Origin of the sequence: Erwinia endophytica, assembly GCF_009295515.1 — a bacterium.
Classification (GTDB): Bacteria; Pseudomonadota; Gammaproteobacteria; order Enterobacterales; family Enterobacteriaceae; genus Erwinia; species Erwinia endophytica.
Window position 1 is genome coordinate 20898 of record NZ_RQVV01000030.1, and the last position, 20419, is coordinate 41316.

The 20419-nt window shown below is 51.5% G+C and carries 15 protein-coding genes and 1 tRNA gene; 12 read left to right on the top strand and 4 right to left on the bottom strand.

The genetic code is table 11. The features are described from left to right. Nucleotides 1-64: 64 nt before the first annotated feature. The gene (locus EH228_RS20205; protein ID WP_193323315.1) at nucleotides 65-214 is read left to right on the top strand and encodes a hypothetical protein; all 150 of its coding nucleotides are present in this window, start codon (nucleotides 65-67) and stop codon (nucleotides 212-214) included. Here EH228_RS20205 and putA read toward each other — a convergent pair. Then, nucleotides 211-4161 carry a trifunctional transcriptional regulator/proline dehydrogenase/L-glutamate gamma-semialdehyde dehydrogenase gene (gene putA, locus EH228_RS09855; protein WP_152321503.1) on the bottom strand — a complete coding sequence of 1317 codons (3951 nt, stop codon included), beginning with the start codon at nucleotides 4159-4161 and terminating at the stop codon, nucleotides 211-213. The genes EH228_RS20205 and putA overlap by 4 nt on opposite strands. A 400-nt stretch (nucleotides 4162-4561) precedes the next feature. On the opposite strand from putA, the gene putP reads away from it, so the two are divergent. The 6 genes from putP (at nucleotide 4562) to EH228_RS09885 (ending at nucleotide 11501) form a co-directional block, all read left to right on the top strand. Continuing rightward, on the top strand, nucleotides 4562-6046 hold the full coding sequence (gene putP / locus EH228_RS09860; protein ID WP_152321504.1) for a sodium/proline symporter PutP: 1485 nt from the start codon (nucleotides 4562-4564) through the stop codon (nucleotides 6044-6046). Nucleotides 6047-6333: 287 nt separating this feature from the next. Continuing rightward, the gene (gene efeU / locus EH228_RS09865) at nucleotides 6334-7167 is read left to right on the top strand and encodes an iron uptake transporter permease EfeU (RefSeq protein ID WP_152321505.1); all 834 of its coding nucleotides are present in this window, start codon (nucleotides 6334-6336) and stop codon (nucleotides 7165-7167) included. 58 nt (nucleotides 7168-7225) lie between these two features. Next, the gene (efeO, locus tag EH228_RS09870) at nucleotides 7226-8347 is read left to right on the top strand and encodes an iron uptake system protein EfeO (RefSeq protein WP_152321506.1); all 1122 of its coding nucleotides are present in this window, start codon (nucleotides 7226-7228) and stop codon (nucleotides 8345-8347) included. Nucleotides 8348-8352: 5 nt separating this feature from the next. Next, on the top strand, nucleotides 8353-9639 hold the full coding sequence (efeB, locus tag EH228_RS09875) for an iron uptake transporter deferrochelatase/peroxidase subunit (protein ID WP_152321507.1): 1287 nt from the start codon (nucleotides 8353-8355) through the stop codon (nucleotides 9637-9639). A 582-nt stretch (nucleotides 9640-10221) separates the two neighbouring features. Then, nucleotides 10222-11010 carry a phosphate starvation-inducible protein PhoH gene (gene phoH / locus EH228_RS09880; protein WP_152321508.1) on the top strand — a complete coding sequence of 263 codons (789 nt, stop codon included), beginning with the start codon at nucleotides 10222-10224 and terminating at the stop codon, nucleotides 11008-11010. Nucleotides 11011-11108: 98 nt separating this feature from the next. After that, the gene (locus EH228_RS09885) at nucleotides 11109-11501 is read left to right on the top strand and encodes a hypothetical protein (RefSeq protein WP_152321509.1); all 393 of its coding nucleotides are present in this window, start codon (nucleotides 11109-11111) and stop codon (nucleotides 11499-11501) included. Between the two features lie 121 nt (nucleotides 11502-11622). Here the strand turns inward: EH228_RS09885 and EH228_RS09890 are convergent. Further along, a tRNA-Ser gene (locus EH228_RS09890) sits at nucleotides 11623-11710 on the bottom strand. A 284-nt stretch (nucleotides 11711-11994) separates the two neighbouring features. On the opposite strand from EH228_RS09890, the gene ghrA reads away from it, so the two are divergent. The 3 genes from ghrA to EH228_RS09905 are packed head-to-tail and all read left to right on the top strand — an operon-like array spanning nucleotide 11995 to nucleotide 14310. Next, complete coding sequence (ghrA, locus tag EH228_RS09895) at nucleotides 11995-12936, top strand: glyoxylate/hydroxypyruvate reductase GhrA (RefSeq protein ID WP_152321510.1); 942 nt, start codon at nucleotides 11995-11997, stop codon at nucleotides 12934-12936. A 54-nt stretch (nucleotides 12937-12990) separates the two neighbouring features. Then, nucleotides 12991-13728: a phosphatase gene (locus EH228_RS09900; protein WP_152321511.1), complete on the top strand. Its 738-nt coding sequence runs from the start codon at nucleotides 12991-12993 to the stop codon at nucleotides 13726-13728. A 36-nt stretch (nucleotides 13729-13764) separates the two neighbouring features. Then, nucleotides 13765-14310: a TorD/DmsD family molecular chaperone gene (locus EH228_RS09905; protein ID WP_152321536.1), complete on the top strand. Its 546-nt coding sequence runs from the start codon at nucleotides 13765-13767 to the stop codon at nucleotides 14308-14310. A 270-nt stretch (nucleotides 14311-14580) separates the two neighbouring features. On the opposite strand, the gene proX is transcribed toward EH228_RS09905, so the two are convergent. Next, nucleotides 14581-15822 (bottom strand): glycine betaine/L-proline ABC transporter substrate-binding protein ProX, encoded by a 1242-nt coding sequence (gene proX, locus EH228_RS09910; RefSeq protein WP_275065360.1) that lies wholly within the window; start codon nucleotides 15820-15822, stop codon nucleotides 14581-14583. A 463-nt stretch (nucleotides 15823-16285) separates the two neighbouring features. Next, nucleotides 16286-16627 (bottom strand): colicin V synthesis protein, encoded by a 342-nt coding sequence (locus EH228_RS09915; protein WP_152321512.1) that lies wholly within the window; start codon nucleotides 16625-16627, stop codon nucleotides 16286-16288. 802 nt (nucleotides 16628-17429) lie between these two features. Here EH228_RS09915 and EH228_RS09920 point away from each other — a divergent pair. Together EH228_RS09920 and EH228_RS09930 are read left to right on the top strand one after the other, a co-directional pair. Further along, complete coding sequence (locus tag EH228_RS09920) at nucleotides 17430-17798, top strand: zinc ribbon domain-containing protein (protein WP_240116267.1); 369 nt, start codon at nucleotides 17430-17432, stop codon at nucleotides 17796-17798. Nucleotides 17799-18495: 697 nt separating this feature from the next. Beyond that, a complete protein-coding gene (locus EH228_RS09930; protein WP_152321514.1) occupies nucleotides 18496-20400 on the top strand; it encodes a DNA repair helicase YoaA in 1905 nt (634 codons plus the stop codon). The last annotated feature ends 19 nt before the right edge of the window (nucleotides 20401-20419 follow it).

Here is a 20419-nt window from a genome sequence, read left to right on the forward strand (position 1 = left end):
ACACTGAGAAGAGAGTGGCAGTGACCGGTATAGGTATGCTCCGCGTTGGCACAGGAAACGCCGGTTGTCTGGTAAGACGCAAAACGTCATCCCTGGCAGTCCATCTCGTGTCGTCCATGGCGCGAGATACCGTATTCCAGTCGGCGTTCCCGGCGAGTTGCGCGGTGAAGGGGCGCGCAACGGCGGGGTGCCAATGAACCGTTTATATACTTAACCAATGGTCATCAGGCTGGCATTGCCGCCTGCTGCCGCGGTATTCACACTGAGAGAGCGTTCAATCAGCAGGCGTTCCAACAGTAAATGAGTTTCTCCGCGGGCAAAGCCCTGCACCGAAACAATCGCACCGTCACGCGCAGCCACGGTTTCACATACCGTTCGCAATTGATCGGCGTCTCCATGGTAAATAACCGCGTCGAAGGCCTGATACTGTTGTAGCGGATCGGTAGCGAAAGCAATACGTTCCTGCACTGCCGCAGGCAGTTTTTTAAACACCTCGCGATGCTGACTGTCATCAGGCCACAGTGCGCAACTGCCGACGGCTGTGATCGCAGCAAGCTGGATCAGCGTATCTTGTTCATTATCCGCTAGGCAGAGAACCCGTTCACGTGGCAACAGGGCGAAGGTATTGCGTTCGCCAGTCGGCCCGGACAGTTGGCGTACCGTACCGCCCTGGCCCAGTTCAGCATAACGCGCGCAGAGCTGGGCCAGGTCCGGCTGGTCTTTGGCCCATGTGCTCAACGCGTGGTGGACGGCAAGCAGAGTCGCACGTCGCGTTGTATTTACCGGGTGCTCGCGATCAAGGTGTTGCAGTGTGACGTGCAACGCATCATCCGGGCGGTGGGACAGCAGACGATAAAGATACAACGGGCCGCCGGCCTTCGGACCGGTGCCGGACAGACCTTCGCCACCAAACGGTTGTACACCCACCACGGCCCCCACCATATTACGGTTCACATAAAGATTACCGACATGGGCGCGCTGGGTGATCAACGTGATCGTCTCATCAATACGGGTATGCACCCCCAGCGTCAGTCCGTAGCCTGAAGCGTTAATCTGTTCAATCACCTGCGGCAGGGTATTGCGGCTGTAGCGCACCACGTGTAACACCGGACCGAATACCTCTTTGTCCAGATCGGTCACGTTCTGTAACTCAATTAACGTTGGCTGGATAAAGTTTCCGCTTTGCCATTCTTTGCCGCCCTGCGGGTTAGGCTGGGTAGCCTGATAGACTTTCATGCCTTTGTTGCGCATGGCCTGGATATGACGTTCGATATTCTGTTTCGCTTCCGCATCAATGACCGGCCCGATATCGCAGGAAAGACGTTCTGGATTCTCCATGCGATACTCAGCCATCGCACCGCGCAGCATTTTCAGCGTGTGGTCCGCCACCTCTTCCTGTATGCAGAGCAAACGCAGTGCTGAACAACGCTGACCGGCACTGTCAAAGGCGGAAGCCACTATGTCGAGCACCACCTGCTCGGTCAGGGCGGAGGAATCCACGATCATGGCGTTTATACCGCCTGTTTCAGCGATCAGCGGGACCGGGCGCCCCTGCGGATCGAGGCGGCCCGCCAGATTACGTTGCAGCAGAGTGGCAACCGCGGTGGAACCGGTGAACATCACGCCGCGTACCCGCGAGTCGCCGGTCAACTGCGCGCCTACGGTTTCACCCAAGCCTGGCAACAATTGTAATGCACCAACCGGTACGCCAGCTTCATGCAGCAGGGCCACGGCAACCGCGGCAATCAGCGGGGTTTGCTCGGCTGGTTTCGCCAGCACGCTATTACCGGCGGCAAGGGCGGCGGCAATCTGGCCGGTGAAAATCGCCAGGGGGAAATTCCACGGGCTGATACAAACCACCGGGCCCAGTGGGCGATGGGTTTCGTTATTGAAGTCATCACGTACCTGTCCGGCGTAATAACGCAGGAAGTCGACGGCTTCACGTACTTCGGCTATCGCGTTGTTGAAGGTTTTACCCGCTTCACGTACCAGTAGTCCCAGCAGGCGTTGTAGCTGTCCTTCCATCAGTGTTGCTGCGCGCTCCAGAATGGTGGCGCGCTCCTGTGGCGGCGTGGCGAACCAAATGGGGCCAGCGTTAACCGCGGCGTCGAGTGCGGTGGAAACATCCGCTTCGCTGGCGTAACGCACATAACCGACAATGTCAGTGAGGTCTGCCGGGTTGAGCACTGGCCGCGGTTCGTCGCTGCTGGTTTTTCCCTCAATCATCGGTGCGGCTTGCCACGCCTGGAGCGCGCTGTTGAGCAGGGCGCTGGACAATGATGCCAGTCGATGTTCGTTAGCCATATCCAGTCCAGCGGCATTCTGACGTTTTGCGCCGTACAGATCGCGCGGCAGAGGAATTTTAGGATGCGGCAGACCAACAGCGCCTTCGGTACGCGCCAGTTTCTCGGCTTCCTCTACTGGAGAGGCCACCAAATCGTCGATGGCCAGCGTATGGTCAGCGATACGGTTAACAAAAGAGGTATTGGCGCCGTTTTCCAGCAGACGGCGTACCAGATAAGCCAGCAGTGTTTCGTGGCTGCCAACCGGTGCATAAATACGGCAGGGACGATTGAGCTTGCCATCAGCCACTTTACCGACCACCTGTTCGTACAAGGGTTCGCCCATGCCATGCAGGCACTGGAACTCGTACTGGCCCGGATAATAGTTATTACCGGCCAGTTGATAAATCGTCGCCAACGTATGGGCGTTGTGAGTGGCAAACTGCGGATAAATTAAATTCGGCACCGCCAGCAGCTTGCGGGCGCAGGCCAGATAAGCGATGTCAGTATAGACCTTGCGCGTATAGACGGGATAACCTTCCAGTCCTTCCATCTGAGCGCGTTTTATTTCACTGTCCCAATAGGCGCCTTTCACCAGGCGGATCATCAGGCGTCGCTGGCTGCGCTGCGCCAGGTCAGTCAGTTCATCAATCACTAATGGACAGCGCTTTTGATAAGCCTGAATGACGAAGCCAATGCCATTCCAGCCTGCCAGATCCGGCTCGAAGCAGAGTTTCTCCAGCAGATCGAGCGACAGTTCCAGACGGTCAGCTTCTTCGGCGTCAATATTGATGCCGATGTCGTAAGAACGCGCCAGTAAGGTTAGCGATTTCAGGATCGGGTACAGTTCGTTCATCACCCGCTCATATTGCGCCCGGCAGTAGCGCGGGTGCAGGGCTGAGAGTTTGATCGAGATACCCGGACCTTCATAGATGCCACGACCATGAGAGGCTTTACCGATCGCGTGGATCGCCTGTTGATAGGACAGCAGATAGTTTTTCGCATCCTGCGCGGTGAGGGCGGCTTCACCCAGCATATCGTAAGAGTAGCGGAAACCTTTCTCTTCCAGCTTACGCGCGTTAGCCAGCGCTTCGGCGATGGTCTCACCGGTGACAAATTGCTCACCCATCAGACGCATGGCCATATCCACCCCTTTGCGGATTAACGGCTCGCCACTCTTGCTGATAATGCGGTTCAGCGAGTGGGAGAGGTTGGCTTCGTTATGGGTGGACACCAGACGCCCCGTGAATAACAGGCCCCAGGTGGCGGCGTTGACGAACAGGGACGGGCTACGTCCCAGGTGCGACTGCCAGTTGCCGGTACTGATTTTGTCGCGGATCAGGGCATCGCGAGTGGGTTTGTCCGGGATACGTAACAGTGCTTCCGCGAGGCACATCAGGGCCACGCCTTCCTGGGAGGAGAGAGAGAATTCCTGCAGTAAACTTTGCACCATGCCACTGCGTCCGCTGGCACCTTTTTGCTGTCTCAGGTTACTCGCCAACTGATGGGCCAGCTGATACGTTTTTTGGGCTGTCGCGGCGGGCAGGCGAGCCTGTTCCAGTAGCATCGGCACCGCTTCGGTCTCAGCGCGGCGCCAGGCTGAAGTAATCGCGGCACGGGTTACCGACTGTGGCAGAATGGCTTCGGCAAACTCGAGGAACGGTTGATGCGGTTCATCGACGGGCTCATCGTCTCCTTCCTGCGCAACGGCTTGTGCAGGGATTTCCGGCTGGGCGTTGCCTCGTTCCAGTTGCTCCAGATAGTTAAAGATAGCCTGTTTGATGAGCCAGTGCGGCGTGCGATCGATCTGAGTGGCCGCTAGCTTAATGCGTTCACGTGTGGCTTCATCCAGCTTGACGCCCATGGTGGTGCTGCCCATGTCTGAAACTCCCTGATTAAAAAACAATGATGTTTACACGCAATATCACTGAAGTTGCAACTTTGTGCAACCACTGTAAATGTGACATTGTTTGCAGACTCTGAAATCTATGGAATAAAAGTGTCTGGTGATAAACCAGCCTGCGTTATGCTCTGCGATAACACCTGATTTTTTAATGATTTTTATGCGATATAACCAGTGATGCGATAAACATGTGCAACCTGTTGGCATTCTACTGGCAATGACAGGTGAAATGGATGTGATTTATATGTTAAATCACTTATGGCGAATGGTGATTTACGGCAGGATATCCCATTGCGGATTGAGGGAGGGCAGCAACGATCCTGTGGCACCGTCCCCGAGGTGACGGCATGTTAACAATAATAAATGGAGAAACTGAATGACAGTAAGCACACCGATGATGGTGACCTTTAGTATTTATATCCTCGGCATGATATTGATCGGTTTTATTGCCTGGCGTTCAACAAAAAACTTCGATGATTATATTCTCGGCGGCCGGAGTCTGGGGAGCCTGGTCACCGCACTGTCCGCAGGCGCCTCCGATATGAGTGGCTGGCTACTGATGGGGTTGCCTGGCGCTATCTTCCTGTCCGGCATTTCTGAAAGCTGGATCGCTATCGGTTTGACGTTAGGGGCCTGGCTTAACTGGAAAATTGTTGCTGGTCGTCTGCGTGTACAAACCGAGCATCATGACAATGCCCTGACGCTGCCGGACTACTTCTCCAGCCGTTTTGAGGATAAAAGCAAGTTGTTGCGGGTGATTTCTGCGCTGATTATTTTGGTGTTTTTCACTATTTATTGTGCTTCCGGTATTGTTGCTGGGGCGCGTCTGTTTGAAAGCACCTTCGGCATGGACTACGGAACCGCGCTGTGGGTTGGTGCCGTGGCAACCATTATTTATACTTTTGTCGGCGGGTTTTTGGCGGTGAGCTGGACCGATACCGTGCAAGCCAGCTTGATGATCTTCGCGTTGATCCTGACGCCAGTGATGGTGATTATCGCGGTCGGCGGACTTGGCGATTCATTGGCGGTTATCCAGGCGAAAAGCGTTGAAAACCTCGATATGCTGAAGAATCTGAATTTTATTGCCGTGATTTCATTGCTGGGTTGGGGACTGGGCTACTTTGGTCAGCCACATATTCTGGCTCGTTTTATGGCGGCAGATTCTCACCATTCCATTCATACGGCCCGTCGTATTGGCATGACGTGGATGATCCTGTGTCTTTCCGGCGCGGTTGCAGTGGGTTTCTTCGGCATTGCTTATTTCCAGAATCATCCGGAGCAGGCGGCTGGTGTGTCGCAAAACAGCGAACGCGTCTTTATTGAACTGGCGCGGATCCTGTTCAACCCGTGGATTGCCGGGGTTCTGCTGTCTGCTATTCTGGCGGCGGTTATGTCGACTCTCAGTTGCCAGTTACTGGTTTGCTCCTCGGCGTTGACTGAAGATCTCTATAAAAACTTCCTGCGTAAGCACGCCAGCCAGCAAGAGTTGGTCTGGGTAGGGCGTGCAATGGTGCTGTTGATTGCGATTATCGCTATTCTGCTGGCATCTGACCCGAACAACCGGGTGCTGGGATTGGTCAGTTATGCCTGGGCTGGTTTCGGCGCTGCTTTCGGCCCGGTGGTGCTGTTCTCGCTACTTTGGAAACGCATGACCCGTAATGGCGCACTGGCAGGGATGGTGGTGGGCGCGATGACCGTGCTGGTGTGGAAACAGTATGCGTGGCTGGGTCTGTATGAAATCATCCCCGGCTTTTTGTTTGCCAGTGTGGTGATTGTACTGGTCAGTCTGCTGGGGCGTGAGCCTTCAACAGCGGCACAGCAACGTTTTGCCGCCGCAGAAGCTGAATTTAACACACATTAATCCTGGCGGGCCGTCTTGCACGGCCCGTAAGGGAGTTGCAGGGGAAGACCGCTCAAAGATTGCGTCATTCCTGATCCCCCAGGTCGTGTTCTCTGTTTTATTCCCGTTCGCCGTTTTCCCCCATCTGAATTTGTCATGTAGCTCACCACCGTCTTCGTCCGGCAGGCAAAACACGAAAATACCCGCCAGCCTACTTGTTTTTTCTTCTCCGATAATGATAATCGGTATCGTTTTGATTTACGTTTCTTTACCTGAACTAAATTCTTTCCACTCTTGAGGGTGTTGGCATGTTTGTCCCGTTTCTCATTATGTTGCGCGAAGGGCTGGAAGCCGCGCTGATTGTCAGCTTGATAGCCAGTTACCTGAAGCGCACGCAGCGCAGTGAATGGTTTGGCGCCATGTGGATTGGGGTGTTTGTTGCTGTCGCTCTGTGTCTGGGGGTGGGCTATTTCATCAATGAAACAACGGGTGAGTTTCCGCAGAAAGAGCAGGAATTGTTCGAGGGAATCGTCGCGGTGATTGCGGTGGGTATCCTGACCTACATGGTGTTCTGGATGCGCAAAGTTTCACGCAATGTGAAGGCGCAGTTGGAAGACGCCGTGGACAACGCATTGCAGAAAGGCAAGGGCAGTGGCTGGGCGCTGATCATGATGGTGTTTCTCGCCGTGGCGCGTGAGGGACTGGAGTCAGTGTTTTTTCTGCTGGCGGCGTTTCAGCAGGATGTGGGCATTGCGCCGCCTGTCGGCGCGGTACTGGGACTGCTCACCGCCATTGTCCTGGGCATGGTTATCTACTGGGGCGGTGTGCGTTTGAATCTGGCCGCATTTTTCAAGTGGACCAGCCTGTTTATTCTTTTTGTCGCCGCAGGCCTGGCGGCCGGGGCTATCCGCGCTTTCCATGAAGCCGGGTTGTGGAATCATTTTCAGACCGTGGCATTCGATCTGAGTCATTCGCTCTCCACCAGTACATTGGTGGGGACGCTGTTGGAAGGCATTTTCGGTTATCAGGAAACCCCCAGCGTCAGCGAAGTGGCGGTGTGGTTTATCTATTTAGTGCCTGCGTTGTTGCTGTTCTTTATGCCAGCGCGTTCCCAGGCTGCGGCGATGCGCGCTTCGCGTTAAGCCGTTATCGATGCCTGCCATTGGGCAGGCTGAACTCTTTTCACAGGGATTTAACACTATGACTCTTCATTTTCGTCAGTCGGTACTGACCATTGCACTCCTGGGGTTATTGGCCAGCTCTGCGGCGACGGCTGCGGATATTCCGCAGGTTAAAATCAGCGTAAACGACAAACAGTGTGAACCGATGACCGTGACGGTTAACGCCGGGAAAACGCAGTTCATCATCCAGAATAACAGCCAGAAAGGGCTGGAATGGGAAATACTGAAAGGGGTGATGGTGGTGGAAGAGCGTGAGAATATCGCGCCAGGCTTTACGCAGAAACTGACGGCTAATCTGGAAGCGGGTGAGTACGACATGACCTGTGGTCTGCTGAGCAACCCGAAAGGCAAGTTGATTGTGAAAGGGAGCAATGGTCCGTCAAATGGTCAGCAGGATCTGCTGCAACTGGCAGGACCGATTACCGAATACAAAGCCTACGTGACCCATGAGGTGGCTGAACTGGTTGCCGGAACGAAAGCCTTTACCGATGCGGTGAAAGCGGGCGATCTCGCCAAAGCTCAGGCGCTGTATGCACCAACCCGACGCCATTATGAACATATCGAGCCGATCGCTGAGTTATTCTCTGACCTCGACAGCAGCATTGATGCCCGTGAAGATGATTATGAGAAAAAAGCCGCCGACCCTCATTTCACCGGCTGGCACCGGCTGGAAAAAGCGCTGTTTGGTGATAAGAGCACCGATGGCATGAGTGAGTATGCCGATAGGCTGAATACGGATACGCTGGAGTTGCAAAAACGGGTGAGTGAGCTGGCTTTCCCACCGAGTAAGGTGGTTGGCGGCGCCGCTGGTTTGATTGAAGAAGTTGCCTCCAGTAAAATTTCTGGTGAAGAGGACCGTTACAGCCGCACCGACTTGTCTGATTTTCAGGCTAACGTCGATGGCGCGCAGAAAATTGTCGATTTGCTGCGCCCGATGCTGCAAAAAGATGACGCCGCGCTGTTGGCGAAAGTTGACGCTAACTTCAAGAAAGTTGACGGCATTCTCTCTAAATATCGTACCAAAGAAGGCTATGAGTCTTACGACAAGTTGACCGATGCTGACCGCACGGCGCTGAAAGGCCCGATCACCACTCTGGCGGAAGATTTGTCTAAATTGCGTGGTACGCTGGGACTGGATTAATTGTTATGGCAAGGCAATCTTTTGACGATGCGCAGAGCGCTTCGCGTCGTCGTTTACTGAAAGGAATGGGCATCCTCAGCGGTGCCCTCGCAGTGGGTGGCGGCTGTCCGGTACATGCCGCCTCAGATAATCGTTCTTTCTCGCCGGGTGCGTTGCCGCCGAATGACCGGCAGGAGACACAACCATACTATGGCCGGCATCAGGCCGGCATTATTACACCGCAACAGGCGTCAATGATGCTGGTGGCATTCGATGTGCTGGCCACGGACAAAGCAGACCTGGAACGCCTGTTCCGGTTGCTGGATAACCGTATCGCCTTCCTGACCAAAGGGGGCAAAGCGCCACCGGTCAGCAATCCTAAGCTTCCGCCCATGGACTCCGGTATTTTAGGTGATGATATCTACCCGGATAACCTGACGATTACCGTTTCGGTTGGACATTCGCTATTCGACGATCGTTATGGTTTGCAGGCGCACAAACCTCTGAAGCTCCAGCAGATGACTCGCTTCCCCAATGACGCGCTGGATAGTAGTTTGTGTCACGGCGATCTGTTGCTGCAAATCTGCGCCAACAGCAATGACACGGTGATCCACGCGTTGCGCGATATCATCAAGCATTCGCCCGATTTGCTCAGTGTCCGCTGGCGGCGGGAAGGTTTTATTTCTGACCATGCTGCGCGCAGCAAAGGTAAAGAGACGCCGATTAATCTGCTGGGGTTTAAAGATGGCACGGCTAACCCCGATACCCGCGATCAGTCACTGATGGACGAAATTCTTTGGGTGTCGGCGGAGCAGGGGGAACCCGTCTGGGCGGTGAACGGCAGCTATCAGGCGGTACGTGTTATCCAGTTCCATGTTGAATTCTGGGATCGTACGCCATTGCAGGAACAGCAAACCATCTTCGGGCGGGAGAAAGACAGCGGTGCGCCTCTGGGGATGGCGAACGAGCGTGATGTACCGGATTATGCCAGTGATCCTGAGGGTAATATCACACCGTTGGATGCACATATTCGTCTGGCGAATCCACGTACACCGGAGACGCAAAATAGCCTGATGCTGCGCCGTGGTTACAGTTATTCCATGGGAGTTTCAAATGCCGGCCAGTTAGAAATGGGACTGCTTTTTGTCTGTTATCAACATGATTTAGAAAAAGGCTTTCTGACGGTACAAAAAAGACTCAATGGCGAGGCGCTTGAAGAATATATCAAACCGGTCGGCGGCGGTTACTTTTTTGTTCTGCCGGGTGTTCCTGATGATAAACATTATATTGGTCAATCTTTGATCGAGGCTTAAGCGCTTTTTTTATCCTCCCGTTCGCGTCTTGAGCGGGAGGCTGGAAAGGAGGTAAATAGGTCATTAGACGCGTTTTAACAGCAATAATTACGAATGTTCCTAAATATTTCAGTATAAAGTAAATATATTAATATATTGATTTTAATGTTTTTTTTATTTTTATCCGGGTGTGGCGCCTCTGGGTATTGCTATTTTTGCCGGTCGAAAACAAAAATTGATGTTGCATTTAGGTTTGGATCTGTTGCATTTTATTCGTAACAGATGTTAGTAGCTATCCAGTGTTCAGCACGGAGATCGCGAATGGTAAAGTCCTTTAACGGACAACAGCGTCAGAATATATATATCGCTTCTTCCTGCGAGGGCCTGATAGCCCCGACGACTTTATCTTCTCTTTTACATTCCAGCGTCCAGTTCATTGAATCCAGTGTCATCATCCGGTACCCGGCAGCGTTTGCACGGTGCGGTGTATCATTCTCAACGGCCAGACAAGGCTTAAAAGGGAGCCAACAAAACCTCTAAAGCGTTCACGTAATCGCGTCACTATCAGGATGCGGGAAATGAAACCAACTGTAAGGTGCCACTATGGGAAGACAGAAAGCAGTGATCAAAGCTCGTCGTGAAGCAAAACGTGTGCTTCGTAGCGATTCACGCAGTCATCGTCAGCGTGAAGAAGAATCGGTCACCTCGCTGGTGCAGATGGGTGGGTTGGACTCTATTGGCATGGCGCGTGATACACGCGACCACTCGCCGATTGAAGCCCGTAATGAAGCTCAGGCGCACTATCTTAACGCCATAGAAAGTAAACAACTGATCTTCGCTACCGGCGAAGCAGGTTGTGGTAAAACCTGGATTAGCGCCGCCAAAGCGGCCGAGGCCTTGATCAATAAGGATGTTGACAGGATTATTGTCACGCGTCCGGTGCTGCAGGCGGATGAAGATTTGGGCTTCCTGCCTGGGGATATCTCAGAGAAATTCGCACCGTACTTCCGGCCGGTGTATGACGTTCTGGTTAAACGTCTTGGTTCTTCCTTTATGCAGTATTGTCTGCGTCCTGAAATCGGTAAGGTGGAAATCGCGCCTTTTGCCTATATGCGTGGGCGTACCTTCGAAAACGCGGTGGTTATCCTGGATGAGGCGCAAAATGTGACCACGGCGCAAATGAAAATGTTCCTGACTCGCCTCGGGGAAAATGTCACGGTTATCGTCAATGGCGATATCACTCAGTGTGATCTGCCTGCGCATGTACCGTCTGGTCTCAGCGACGCCCTGGCTCGTTTCGAGGAGGACGACATGGTTGGCGTGGTGCGTTTTGGTAAAGAAGACTGCGTGCGTTCACCGCTGTGCCAGCGTACGTTGTTGGCCTATGGCTAAACCTTTATCGGTCAGAATCAAGCCCGGATGTGAATTCGGGCTTTTTTTGCGTCTAACGTGGGTGATCAGGGGCGGTAGTGTTCACCTGGACAGCGGCAATGGCTGTCACAGCTTTGATGTCCGGTGTTCTGGCTCCGTGTGGGCGAGCGGCCCACATTGAGGTGGCGACAATCAGTAATCCACCCAGGGTTAATGATTCCGGCAACCACAGTGCGCCAAACAGCGGCTCGGTTCTCATCAGTAGAGCGGAGAGGGGCGGGCGGCGTAGTGCGCTTGATGGCGTAATTCTGTGTAAAGAAAGCGAACAACGTACCCGCGCAGCAGATAATCGAGGTGTTGCCGCAATGGGATTATATGACGTCTTATTACGGTATGGCCTGGTACTCGACCACCCCAATCGGTTTCTACCGCTGAAATGCCGGGTGCTGATTGATTTTCTTGTCGAGAAGATGGTCGATAGTGACCTGAATCATCGCTCACGCCGAGTGTGATTTTTATTGTGCCCCCACCTAACGCTGGGCGTCGTTCTTTAACGGGGTTTCTCACGCGTCTTCTGCTGGAAAACAGACATAAAAAAAGCCTGAACTTTCGCTCAGGCTTTCTCTCTGAAAATGGCGGTGAGGGGGGGATTCGAACCCCCGATACGTTGCCGTATACACACTTTCCAGGCGTGCTCCTTCAGCCACTCGGACACCTCACCATATTGTTGTCGCAACCCTGTTGCTGACGGGCGCTAATGTAGGGAAAAGAGCGATGCCGGTCAATACCTTTTCTTCACTTTTTCCCGCGCTTAGCCAGTTTTAAAGCTGATTGCTGCTTAAATCGACAAAATGCCGGTCATCAAAATGAAAATATCATGATACATGATTAACGTAAGGTGATTAGCGCCCGCCAGTGCGGCAATACAACCTGGCATCACAACAATTTTTACTTGCCAGCCGCACTTTTTTCCCTGAGCCTGAAAGGAAAAAACAGGAGAGCACGGTGGACATCATTTTTTATCATCCTTTTTTTAATGCAGATAAATGGATAGCCGGTTTACAACAGCGTCTTCCTCAGGCCCGTGTACGTGTCTGGAGCCCGGGTGATGATGCGCCAGCCGACTACGCGTTGGTTCGCCAGCCGCCTGTCGCGATGTTGCAGAACCGTCGCGGTCTGAAGGGGGTCTTTGCTCTGGGGGCCGGGGTGGATGATATTCTTGCACAGTTGCGTAACCATCCGGACATGCTGCCAGCGGGCGTGCCGTTGTTTCGGCTGGAAGATACCGGTATGGGACGGCAGATGCAGGAATATGCGGTTTATCATGTGTTGGGGTGGTTCCGTCGCTTTAATGAGTATCAGCAGCAGAAGAGTGAGGCGCGGTGGCAGCACTTGCGTAACCATTCTCGTGATGCGTTCAGCATTGGCATTCTTGGCGCCGGTGTGCTGGGCCGAAGTGTGGCGGAAAGTCTGAAACCATGGGGCTTCCCGCTGCGTTGCTGGAGCCGTACGCCAAAAAATCTGCCCGGCGTCACCAGTTTTTATGGCCAGGAGCAATTAGCGGAATTTCTCTCTGGCACACAAGTGCTGATCAATTTGCTTCCCAATACGTTGCAGACCGTCGGCATCCTTAATCGTCAGTTGTTGAGCCAACTGAAACCGCAGGCTTTTCTGCTTAACCTTGCTCGCGGGCCACATTTGGTGGAAGACGATTTGCTGGCGGCGATGGCGGCGGGGGAGATTAAAGCCGCGGCACTGGATGTTTTTGTCCAGGAACCGTTGCCGCAAGAGCATCCTTTCTGGGCGCATCCTGATATCGCTATTACTCCGCATAATGCCGCAGTCGCTTTGCCTGACGATGCGATGGACTATATCGCCAGCGCCATCAGACAGCGCGAATCGGGTGAAATGCCTGCCGGGCGTGTGGATTTGGTGCGGGGTTATTAAATCAATCTGGCGCAGGGATGCTATGCTTGCCTCAATTGCCATCAGGAGAATGTTATGTACCCCGTTGACCTTCATATGCATACCATCGCCAGCACTCACGCTTACAGCACGTTGCGCGATTACATTCAGCAGGCGCAAATCTGTGGCGTGAAACTGCTGGCGATTACCGATCACGGGCCTGATATGGCCGATGCGCCGCACTATTGGCACTTTGTTAATATGCGTGTCTGGCCGCGACAGGTAGACGGTGTGGGTATTTTGCGCGGTATCGAAGCCAATATTAAAAATACCGACGGCGATATTGATTGTACTGGTCCCATGCTGGAGGTGATGGATATGGTGGTGGCGGGTTTCCACGAAGCGGTATTTTCCCCCCGTGATAAAGCGACTCACACTGAAGCAATGATTGCGGCGATGGCCAGCGGCAACGTACATATCATCAGTCATCCGGGGAATCCAAAGTATCCGGTTGATATCCCGGAAATAGCGGCTGCTGCGGCAAAATATGATGTGGCGCTGGAGCTGAATAACTCTTCATTTACCCATTCCCGTCCGGGGAGTGAACCTAACTGCCGTGCAATAGTGGCTGCGGTAAAGGATGCGGGAGGGTGGCTCTCCTGCGGCTCAGACTCACATACTGCTTTTACGCTCGGCAACTTTGAACACTGTCTGCGGATCATTAATGAGGTGGATTTCCCGCAAGATCGCATATTAAATGTCACGCCACGTCGTCTGCTTGATTTTCTGGCGCGGCGCACGGGTAAAAAAATAATTGAACTCGCTGATATGTGACAGTGTCACGTAGAATTTCTGAATGGATAGATAATGATGAATGAATTTTCGATCATCTGCCGGGTACTGGGCTCGCTATACAACCGCCAGCCACAGGACCCGTTGCTGGTGCCGCTGTTTAGTTTGCTACGCGAAGGTAAACTGCGACAGCACTGGCCGCTTGAGCAAGATGAACTGTTGCAACGTCTGCAGCAGAGCAGTGATCCGCAGGTGCTGGCGGCTGATTACAATGCGCTGTTTGTTGGCAGTGATTGCAAGGTATCGCCTTATGGCTCTCACTGGGAAAACGGGCCTCAGGAGAGCGAAGTCCGTCTCTTTTTGCAAAGTCGTGGAATGCCACTGACTGATGTGCCCGCCGATCATTTCGGTGCGTTACTGCTGGCGTCTTCCTGGCTGGAAGACCAGTCAGAAGCTGATGAGTCCCAGGCGCAGATTATTCTGTTCGATGACTACCTGCTGCCATGGTGCGGCCAGTTTCTTGGCAAAGTTGAAGCTCATGCCACTACGGCGTTTTATCGCACGTTGGCAATGTTGAGCCGTGAGGCCATCCAGGCGATGCGTGACGATCTGTATGAGGGATGATACTGACATTCTCTGCCATCGGGCCGTGGGCTAAAAAAGAAGGCAATCTAATTATCCACACAAAACCATGTGAATTATTTGCGGCGAAAATTGCTGGTTATGGTTTTAAATATAAACGACAGCATAGCCATCCAGGGTTTGATGGTGAGAACAGTATCCGGGAACGGCGACGTTGCCAAACGATTCAGACCAGGAGTGGTCCTTTATAAATCCCCCCGTGGTAAGGGGGATTTTGTGAGGCGCGGAGTGACTGCGCCAACGATGAAATAATTACCGGGTAGCTGATTTTTTCGCTTCAGTTATCCAGTGATTAAATTCAGACTGGTGAGCGTGGATCCATCCATCAACCTGAGCAGAAACAGCCTGTTCGCTGTCTTTTCCCTGATGCATACTCAGATTCTGTTCGCTGATATCCTGTAACGGAATTTTCATTAACGTGAATAATTTTTTTGCCGCCGGATTTTCATTTGCCCAGTCTTTATTGGCGATAATATTCTCAGTGTTGACACTGAAGCCATAATTTTTACCATTTGGCAGCCGGGTATCTTCGGTTGGCTGACCCGCCGGTGACGCGGAGAAAGGCACCGTCAGCCATACAACATCCTGTCCAGGTTTCAAAATAAAGCTTACCCAGTACGGGGTCCAGGTATAATACAACACCGGTTTACCGGCTTTATAACGCGCCAGCACATCAGCAATCATGGCAGAATAACTGCCCTGATTTTGTTCTGCTGTCTGGCTGAGGCCATAAGCTTTGAGTTGCGCATTGATCACATTACCGCATGCCCAGCCTGGCTCACAACCAGTGAGAGAGGCTTTACCGTCTCCGCTGGTGTCAAATAAACGGGCTATTTTAGGGTCTTTAAGTTGAGAAATATCGGTAATATGGTATTTTTCTGCTGTCTTTTTATCAATTAAATATCCCTGGGCTGCCCCGGAAATTAACGGGCCTGCACGGAAAAAACTGTTATCCCCCCCAGCCGATTGATACATTTCCGACTGCAAAGGTTCCCAGTCGACAGCTGAAAATGTCGCATCCCCGCGAGCGATAGAGGTATAAATAACACTGTAGTCAACCTCCTGAATGGGTTTGACATCATATCCTAACTGGCTGAGTGCTCTGCCGACTAATTCTGTCTGGAAAGTTTCTTCGGCTAATGGACTCTTGAGTGGTTGAACGCTAATTCCTTTTCCAGGAAGATTCTCAGCGTGTACCGCACTACAAAAAGTGGTTAAAACTGCAGGGAGAATTATTCGTTTAATCACATGTTGCTCCTGTTTTTTCAGAAGTCTAAACCTAACAACCCCTGACAGATAAATCAAATTTAAATCCCTGACCCTCTCACAGGCAGACATATATTCTGTCTTTACTGATATTATGGCAATATTCGCTTTATTCAGCGGATTAATAGTGAGCCGAAAAATAATGACATGAGGTGATGAATAATGTTTTTTTTGGCTTGCTATACCGCAAGATAATGATGTGGCCCTGCTGGCATCGAGCCGCAGCATGGGTGACTCATATGACAACACGATGGCAGATAGCATCACAAAGCAGAGGCGGATGCTGGAAAATAGCGTCGAGGTGAAGTTGTGTACACTGACGTGGGTGGACGGGTTATAACATACATCGACGGTTGCGGGAACGATTGGGTCATTCCCTCCAGCAGAAGTGGAACAGGCCTGTGCCGATTTATGTGGTTTTATGTTTTTCTTGTAAACAGTTTTAGGGCATTTCGGCGGATGTGCCAGATATCAATATATGAATTATCGCCACAGGGCGAGTTAATTGAATCGTAAAGCATCTGAGTATTCAGTGTTCAAGAAATATATAAAGATGGGCTGTAAATTAATTTATTGTCAGTATTGGCGATTAACTCTTCCCATAGGGAAATGATCTCTGGCTTATGAAAATAAGGGTGAGCTCGGTAAACGAGCCCACCCTGTTCATATTTTTACAACATGAAGAAATACACTATAGTAGTGACGAGGAGGTTTGCCCTACATAGAAAGTACCGTCTATAACACTATTATAGAATGATAAACACATTGAGGTTATGGTATCAGGATCATCCCAACCAACAATCAAACCGCTGATTCCGCCAGAAACCAACCCAATCAGTCCACCACCAATCATACCTACTAACTGACCAATTGAACCGATACCAAGGATTCCTCCACCATTACCACCATTTACTCCACCGATAATAGCACCAGCGGTACCAGCAGCAGTGGCTCCAAGAACCATACTCTGAAGACCTGACAGAAGATCGGCTCCCGCAACACTGTTCATCTCAATGCATGTTAACTCACGCATGTTTACCTCCATTTATCTGTGAGAAACAATAAGAACTTTATCATTATTAAAAATAAATTTGCATAGCAAAAAGTCCAATTATTGTGGTAATGAGTTCAATAAAAAAGGGGCGTTGACATCCATGCTGAAAATTGCAACAGGGACAACAGAGTTGGAAATAACAGGCATGGTTAAACCTTATTATATCAGGCTGATGCTGATAGTTACCGGTTATTTATACTGAACCACTCCGAGTCTCCGGGAGAGTATTTTGTCTGTGTACACAGGTGGCCAGATTGCTGTAATGTTATTTGTGGTGTTTTGTTGTGTGTAAATCGTACTGCAATATGATATAAATAATTGAAAATAATAATTTTTACCGTTGTTATTAATGTTGACATAATTACAGTGCTTATGATTTTCATTGATTTGCAGATGATAAAAAAAGACGAAATAGGGTCACTTTAGGTTAGCGGTGGTGGGGGCAGGTTCAACTCCTGCACTGTTGTATGTGCTCAGCCTCTTTTTACTATCAGTTTTGTTTAGGTTTTTGGCAGTAGGGTTAAAAATTTATTTTCAAAACAAGGAGGTTGATATGAGCACACTTCATTCTAGGGTAATTGTACTATTTTTAGCTGCTTCAAATTACGTCATGGGGTTGGGCATTAATGCAACGGGTACGATTACCTCGCTAACCTAAAGCATCCAATTTAAACCCGCCTCCTGGCGGGTTTTTGCTATCTACCTCACCAACTCTCACATTGTCTTCCTTCCTCCCTCTGATACTATGTTTCAACTTATTACTGTCTATGGGGATAGGGATGTGGAACCAATATTCGGTTTTATGTTATTTGGAGCGCTGGTAATCATTGTTAGTGTTGTTGCACGTAAACGTAATGTAGTTGGGAGCAGGTTGCTTTATTTGGTCGGGATAATTGGCGCTGGCTTTGGGCTTGTTGTGCTGATTTCTAACATCACTCAAGGTTATGGGATGATTGCTGGCTTGGTGGCTTTTATTTCGCCGGTTCTTGGTTTAATCATCGCTTTTTCGGCCCCCACCGCGGAAAAAATAACTGTTATTCATGGAGTATCAGGTGATTACAAAAAATGTCCACTTTGTGCTGAAGCGGTTAGGAAGGAGGCAGTAAAATGCAAGTATTGCGGAAGCGATCTTCCTAATAATCCAGCATAAGCTGTTATAAATTGTGTGATCCATAGACATCGTTTCAATTTTCTCAGTTCAAGCTCAAGCTTGTAATTCTGTTCCTGTATATGCTCTTCACTGGGCGGATAGTTTGCGTGAACGGCATCAGAGTATGGCGTTTGCTCAGCAAGTTCGAAGTAGCGCGCCATCGGCGTTTGAGCGTTGTGAGCGCTATGAGGACCTTTCCAGTGATAGTCATGCTGCCATTCTGCCCGTCGTTCCAGTAACCGTTTGTTGTTATATCCGTCCACCCACGTCAGCGTGGCAAGCTCCACCGCTGACCGATTTTTCCAGCTCTTACGGTGTATCACCTCCGCTTTCAGAAGGTTGTCACACCGTTCCCGCGGGCTGCGTTTCGCCGGATGCCGGCGATGCTGCGGATAGCGGTAATATGTCGACGGGACGACAGCCAGCTCATGGCATACCGGTCCGACCCCGTGTTCATCGCGGAGCGTGTCCACCTGGGGCGTTCAGTCTCCAGGATTTCCGGGGCGGTTCAGTTTTTACCGTTCGAAATGATGCGATAACTCATTGATGGATATGTATTGTTGTGGTGTCATTCGTGGTGTTTTGTTGTGTATAAATTGCACTGCAATGTGTCGTAAGTAATTGAAAATAATAATTTTGACCGCTTTTATTAATACTGACATAATTACAGTGTTTTTTACTCCGGTAGTGAGGATGTGTGGCAGACGATTTTGCAGCAGATGGCGCGTTGGCGCGGGCAATTCCCGGGTTTAAACCGCGAGAAGCCCAGCGGCAGATGGCCGAGGCGGTCAGTCAGGCAATCGCCGACAGATGTGAACTGGTCGTAGAAGCCGGAACGGGTACGGGTAAAACCTTTGCTTATCTGGTTCCGGCGCTGCGTTCAGGCAAAAAAGTGATGGTCTCTACGGGGTCCAAAGCGCTACAGGATCAGCTGTATAGCCGCGATTTACCGACGGTAGCCCGTGCGCTGAAATTCACCGGAGTACTGGCATTGCTGAAGGGGCGTTCTAATTATCTGTGTCTTGAACGGCTTGAGCAACAATCAATGGCTGGCGGTGAACTGGTCGCCCAGGCGATGAGTGATTTGGTCCATCTGCGTAGTTGGTCAAGTGAAACCGTGGATGGCGATATCAGTACCTGTGGCGGTGTCGCGGAGGACAGCCCGGTGTGGCCGTTGGTCACCAGCACTAATGATAACTGCCTGGGCAGTGACTGTCCGCAGTATCAGGATTGTTTTGTCGTAAAAGCACGTCGTAAAGCGATGGATGCCGATGTGGTGGTGGTTAATCACCATCTGTTCCTTGCTGATATGGTGGTGAAGGAGAGCGGTTTTGCCGAGTTGATCCCTGACGCGGATGTGATGATCTTCGATGAGGCTCATCAGGTTCCGGATATCGCCAGCCAGTATTTTGGCCAGCAGCTTTCCAGCAAGCAATTGATTGACCTCGCCAAAGATATCACCATTGCCTACCGCACCGAGATCAGAGATATGCAGCAGCTGCAAAAATCGGCTGACCGCCTGGCGCAGAGCGCGCAGGATTTTCGCCTGGCGTTAGGGGATCCTGGTTTTCGCGGCAATCTGCGAGATGTGCTGAATAATCCTGCTATCCAGCGGGCAATGTTGTTGCTTGATGATGCCCTGGAGCTGTGCTACGACGTGGCGAAAATGGCGCTCGGCCGATCTGCGCTGCTGGATGCCGCTTTCGAGCGGGCGGCAGTATATCGTGGCCGACTGACGCGTCTGAAGGAGGTCACTCAGCCCGGTTTCAGCTACTGGTATGAATGCCATTCTCGTCATTTTGTTCTGGCCCTGACCCCGCTGTCGGTCTCTGAACGTTTCCGTGAAGTGATCAATGAACGTCCTGCCAGTTGGATCTTCACCTCGGCGACACTGGCGGTGAACGAGAAAATGAGCCACTTTATCGAACGACTGGGTGTCAGCAAGGCAAAAACGATGATCCTTGATAGCCCGTTTGATTTCGCCCGGCAGGCGCTACTCTGTGTGCCGCGTCATCTTCCTTCGCCCAATCAGCCGGGTAGCGCTCGCTTAATGGCACAGATGCTGTTGCCGTTGATTGAGGCCAATAATGGGCGCTGCTTTTTTCTGTGTACCTCACATCAGATGATGCGCAGCCTGGCAGAGCAATTCCGCGCGATGCTAACCCTGCCGGTATTGCTACAGGGGGAAACCAGCAAGGGCCAATTATTGAAGCAGTTTATTGCCGCGGGTAACGCTTTACTGGTGGCAACCAGCAGTTTCTGGGAAGGGGTGGATGTCCGGGGTGACGTGCTGTCGCTGGTTATCATCGACAAATTGCCATTCACCTCGCCGGATGATCCATTGCTGAAAGCGAGGATGGAAGACTGCAAGCTACGTGGCGGCGATCCCTTCGACGAGGTGCAGCTACCGGAGGCGGTTATCACATTAAAGCAGGGAGTGGGGCGTTTAATCCGCGATGTAGATGATCGTGGTGTATTGGTTATTTGTGATAACCGCCTGGTGATGCGACCTTATGGCGCGGTATTTCTCAACAGCTTGCCGCCCACGCCACGGACTCGCGATATTCAACAAGCGGTCGATTTTCTTAAGTCGCCAGCATAATTTCCCGTGCAGTCTGTGT

Excerpts from the sequence above, each read along its gene's own strand:
- efeO (WP_152321506.1), top strand. The coding sequence starts at position 7,226 with ATGACTCTTCATTTTCGTCAGTCGGTACTGACCATTGCACTCCTGGGG.
- EH228_RS09915 (WP_152321512.1), bottom strand. The coding sequence starts at position 16,627 with ATGCGTGAGTTAACATGCATTGAGATGAACAGTGTTGCGGGAGCCGAT.
- EH228_RS09900 (WP_152321511.1), top strand. The coding sequence starts at position 12,991 with ATGTACCCCGTTGACCTTCATATGCATACCATCGCCAGCACTCACGCT.
- EH228_RS09905 (WP_152321536.1), top strand. The coding sequence starts at position 13,765 with ATGAATGAATTTTCGATCATCTGCCGGGTACTGGGCTCGCTATACAAC.
- phoH (WP_152321508.1), top strand. The coding sequence starts at position 10,222 with ATGGGAAGACAGAAAGCAGTGATCAAAGCTCGTCGTGAAGCAAAACGT.
- putP (WP_152321504.1), top strand. The coding sequence starts at position 4,562 with ATGACAGTAAGCACACCGATGATGGTGACCTTTAGTATTTATATCCTC.
- efeU (WP_152321505.1), top strand. The coding sequence starts at position 6,334 with ATGTTTGTCCCGTTTCTCATTATGTTGCGCGAAGGGCTGGAAGCCGCG.
- putA (WP_152321503.1), bottom strand. The coding sequence starts at position 4,161 with ATGGGCAGCACCACCATGGGCGTCAAGCTGGATGAAGCCACACGTGAA.
- efeB (WP_152321507.1), top strand. The coding sequence starts at position 8,353 with ATGGCAAGGCAATCTTTTGACGATGCGCAGAGCGCTTCGCGTCGTCGT.
- EH228_RS09885 (WP_152321509.1), top strand. The coding sequence starts at position 11,109 with ATGGCTGTCACAGCTTTGATGTCCGGTGTTCTGGCTCCGTGTGGGCGA.
- proX (WP_275065360.1), bottom strand. The coding sequence starts at position 15,822 with ATGCTGCGGCTCGATGCCAGCAGGGCCACATCATTATCTTGCGGTATA.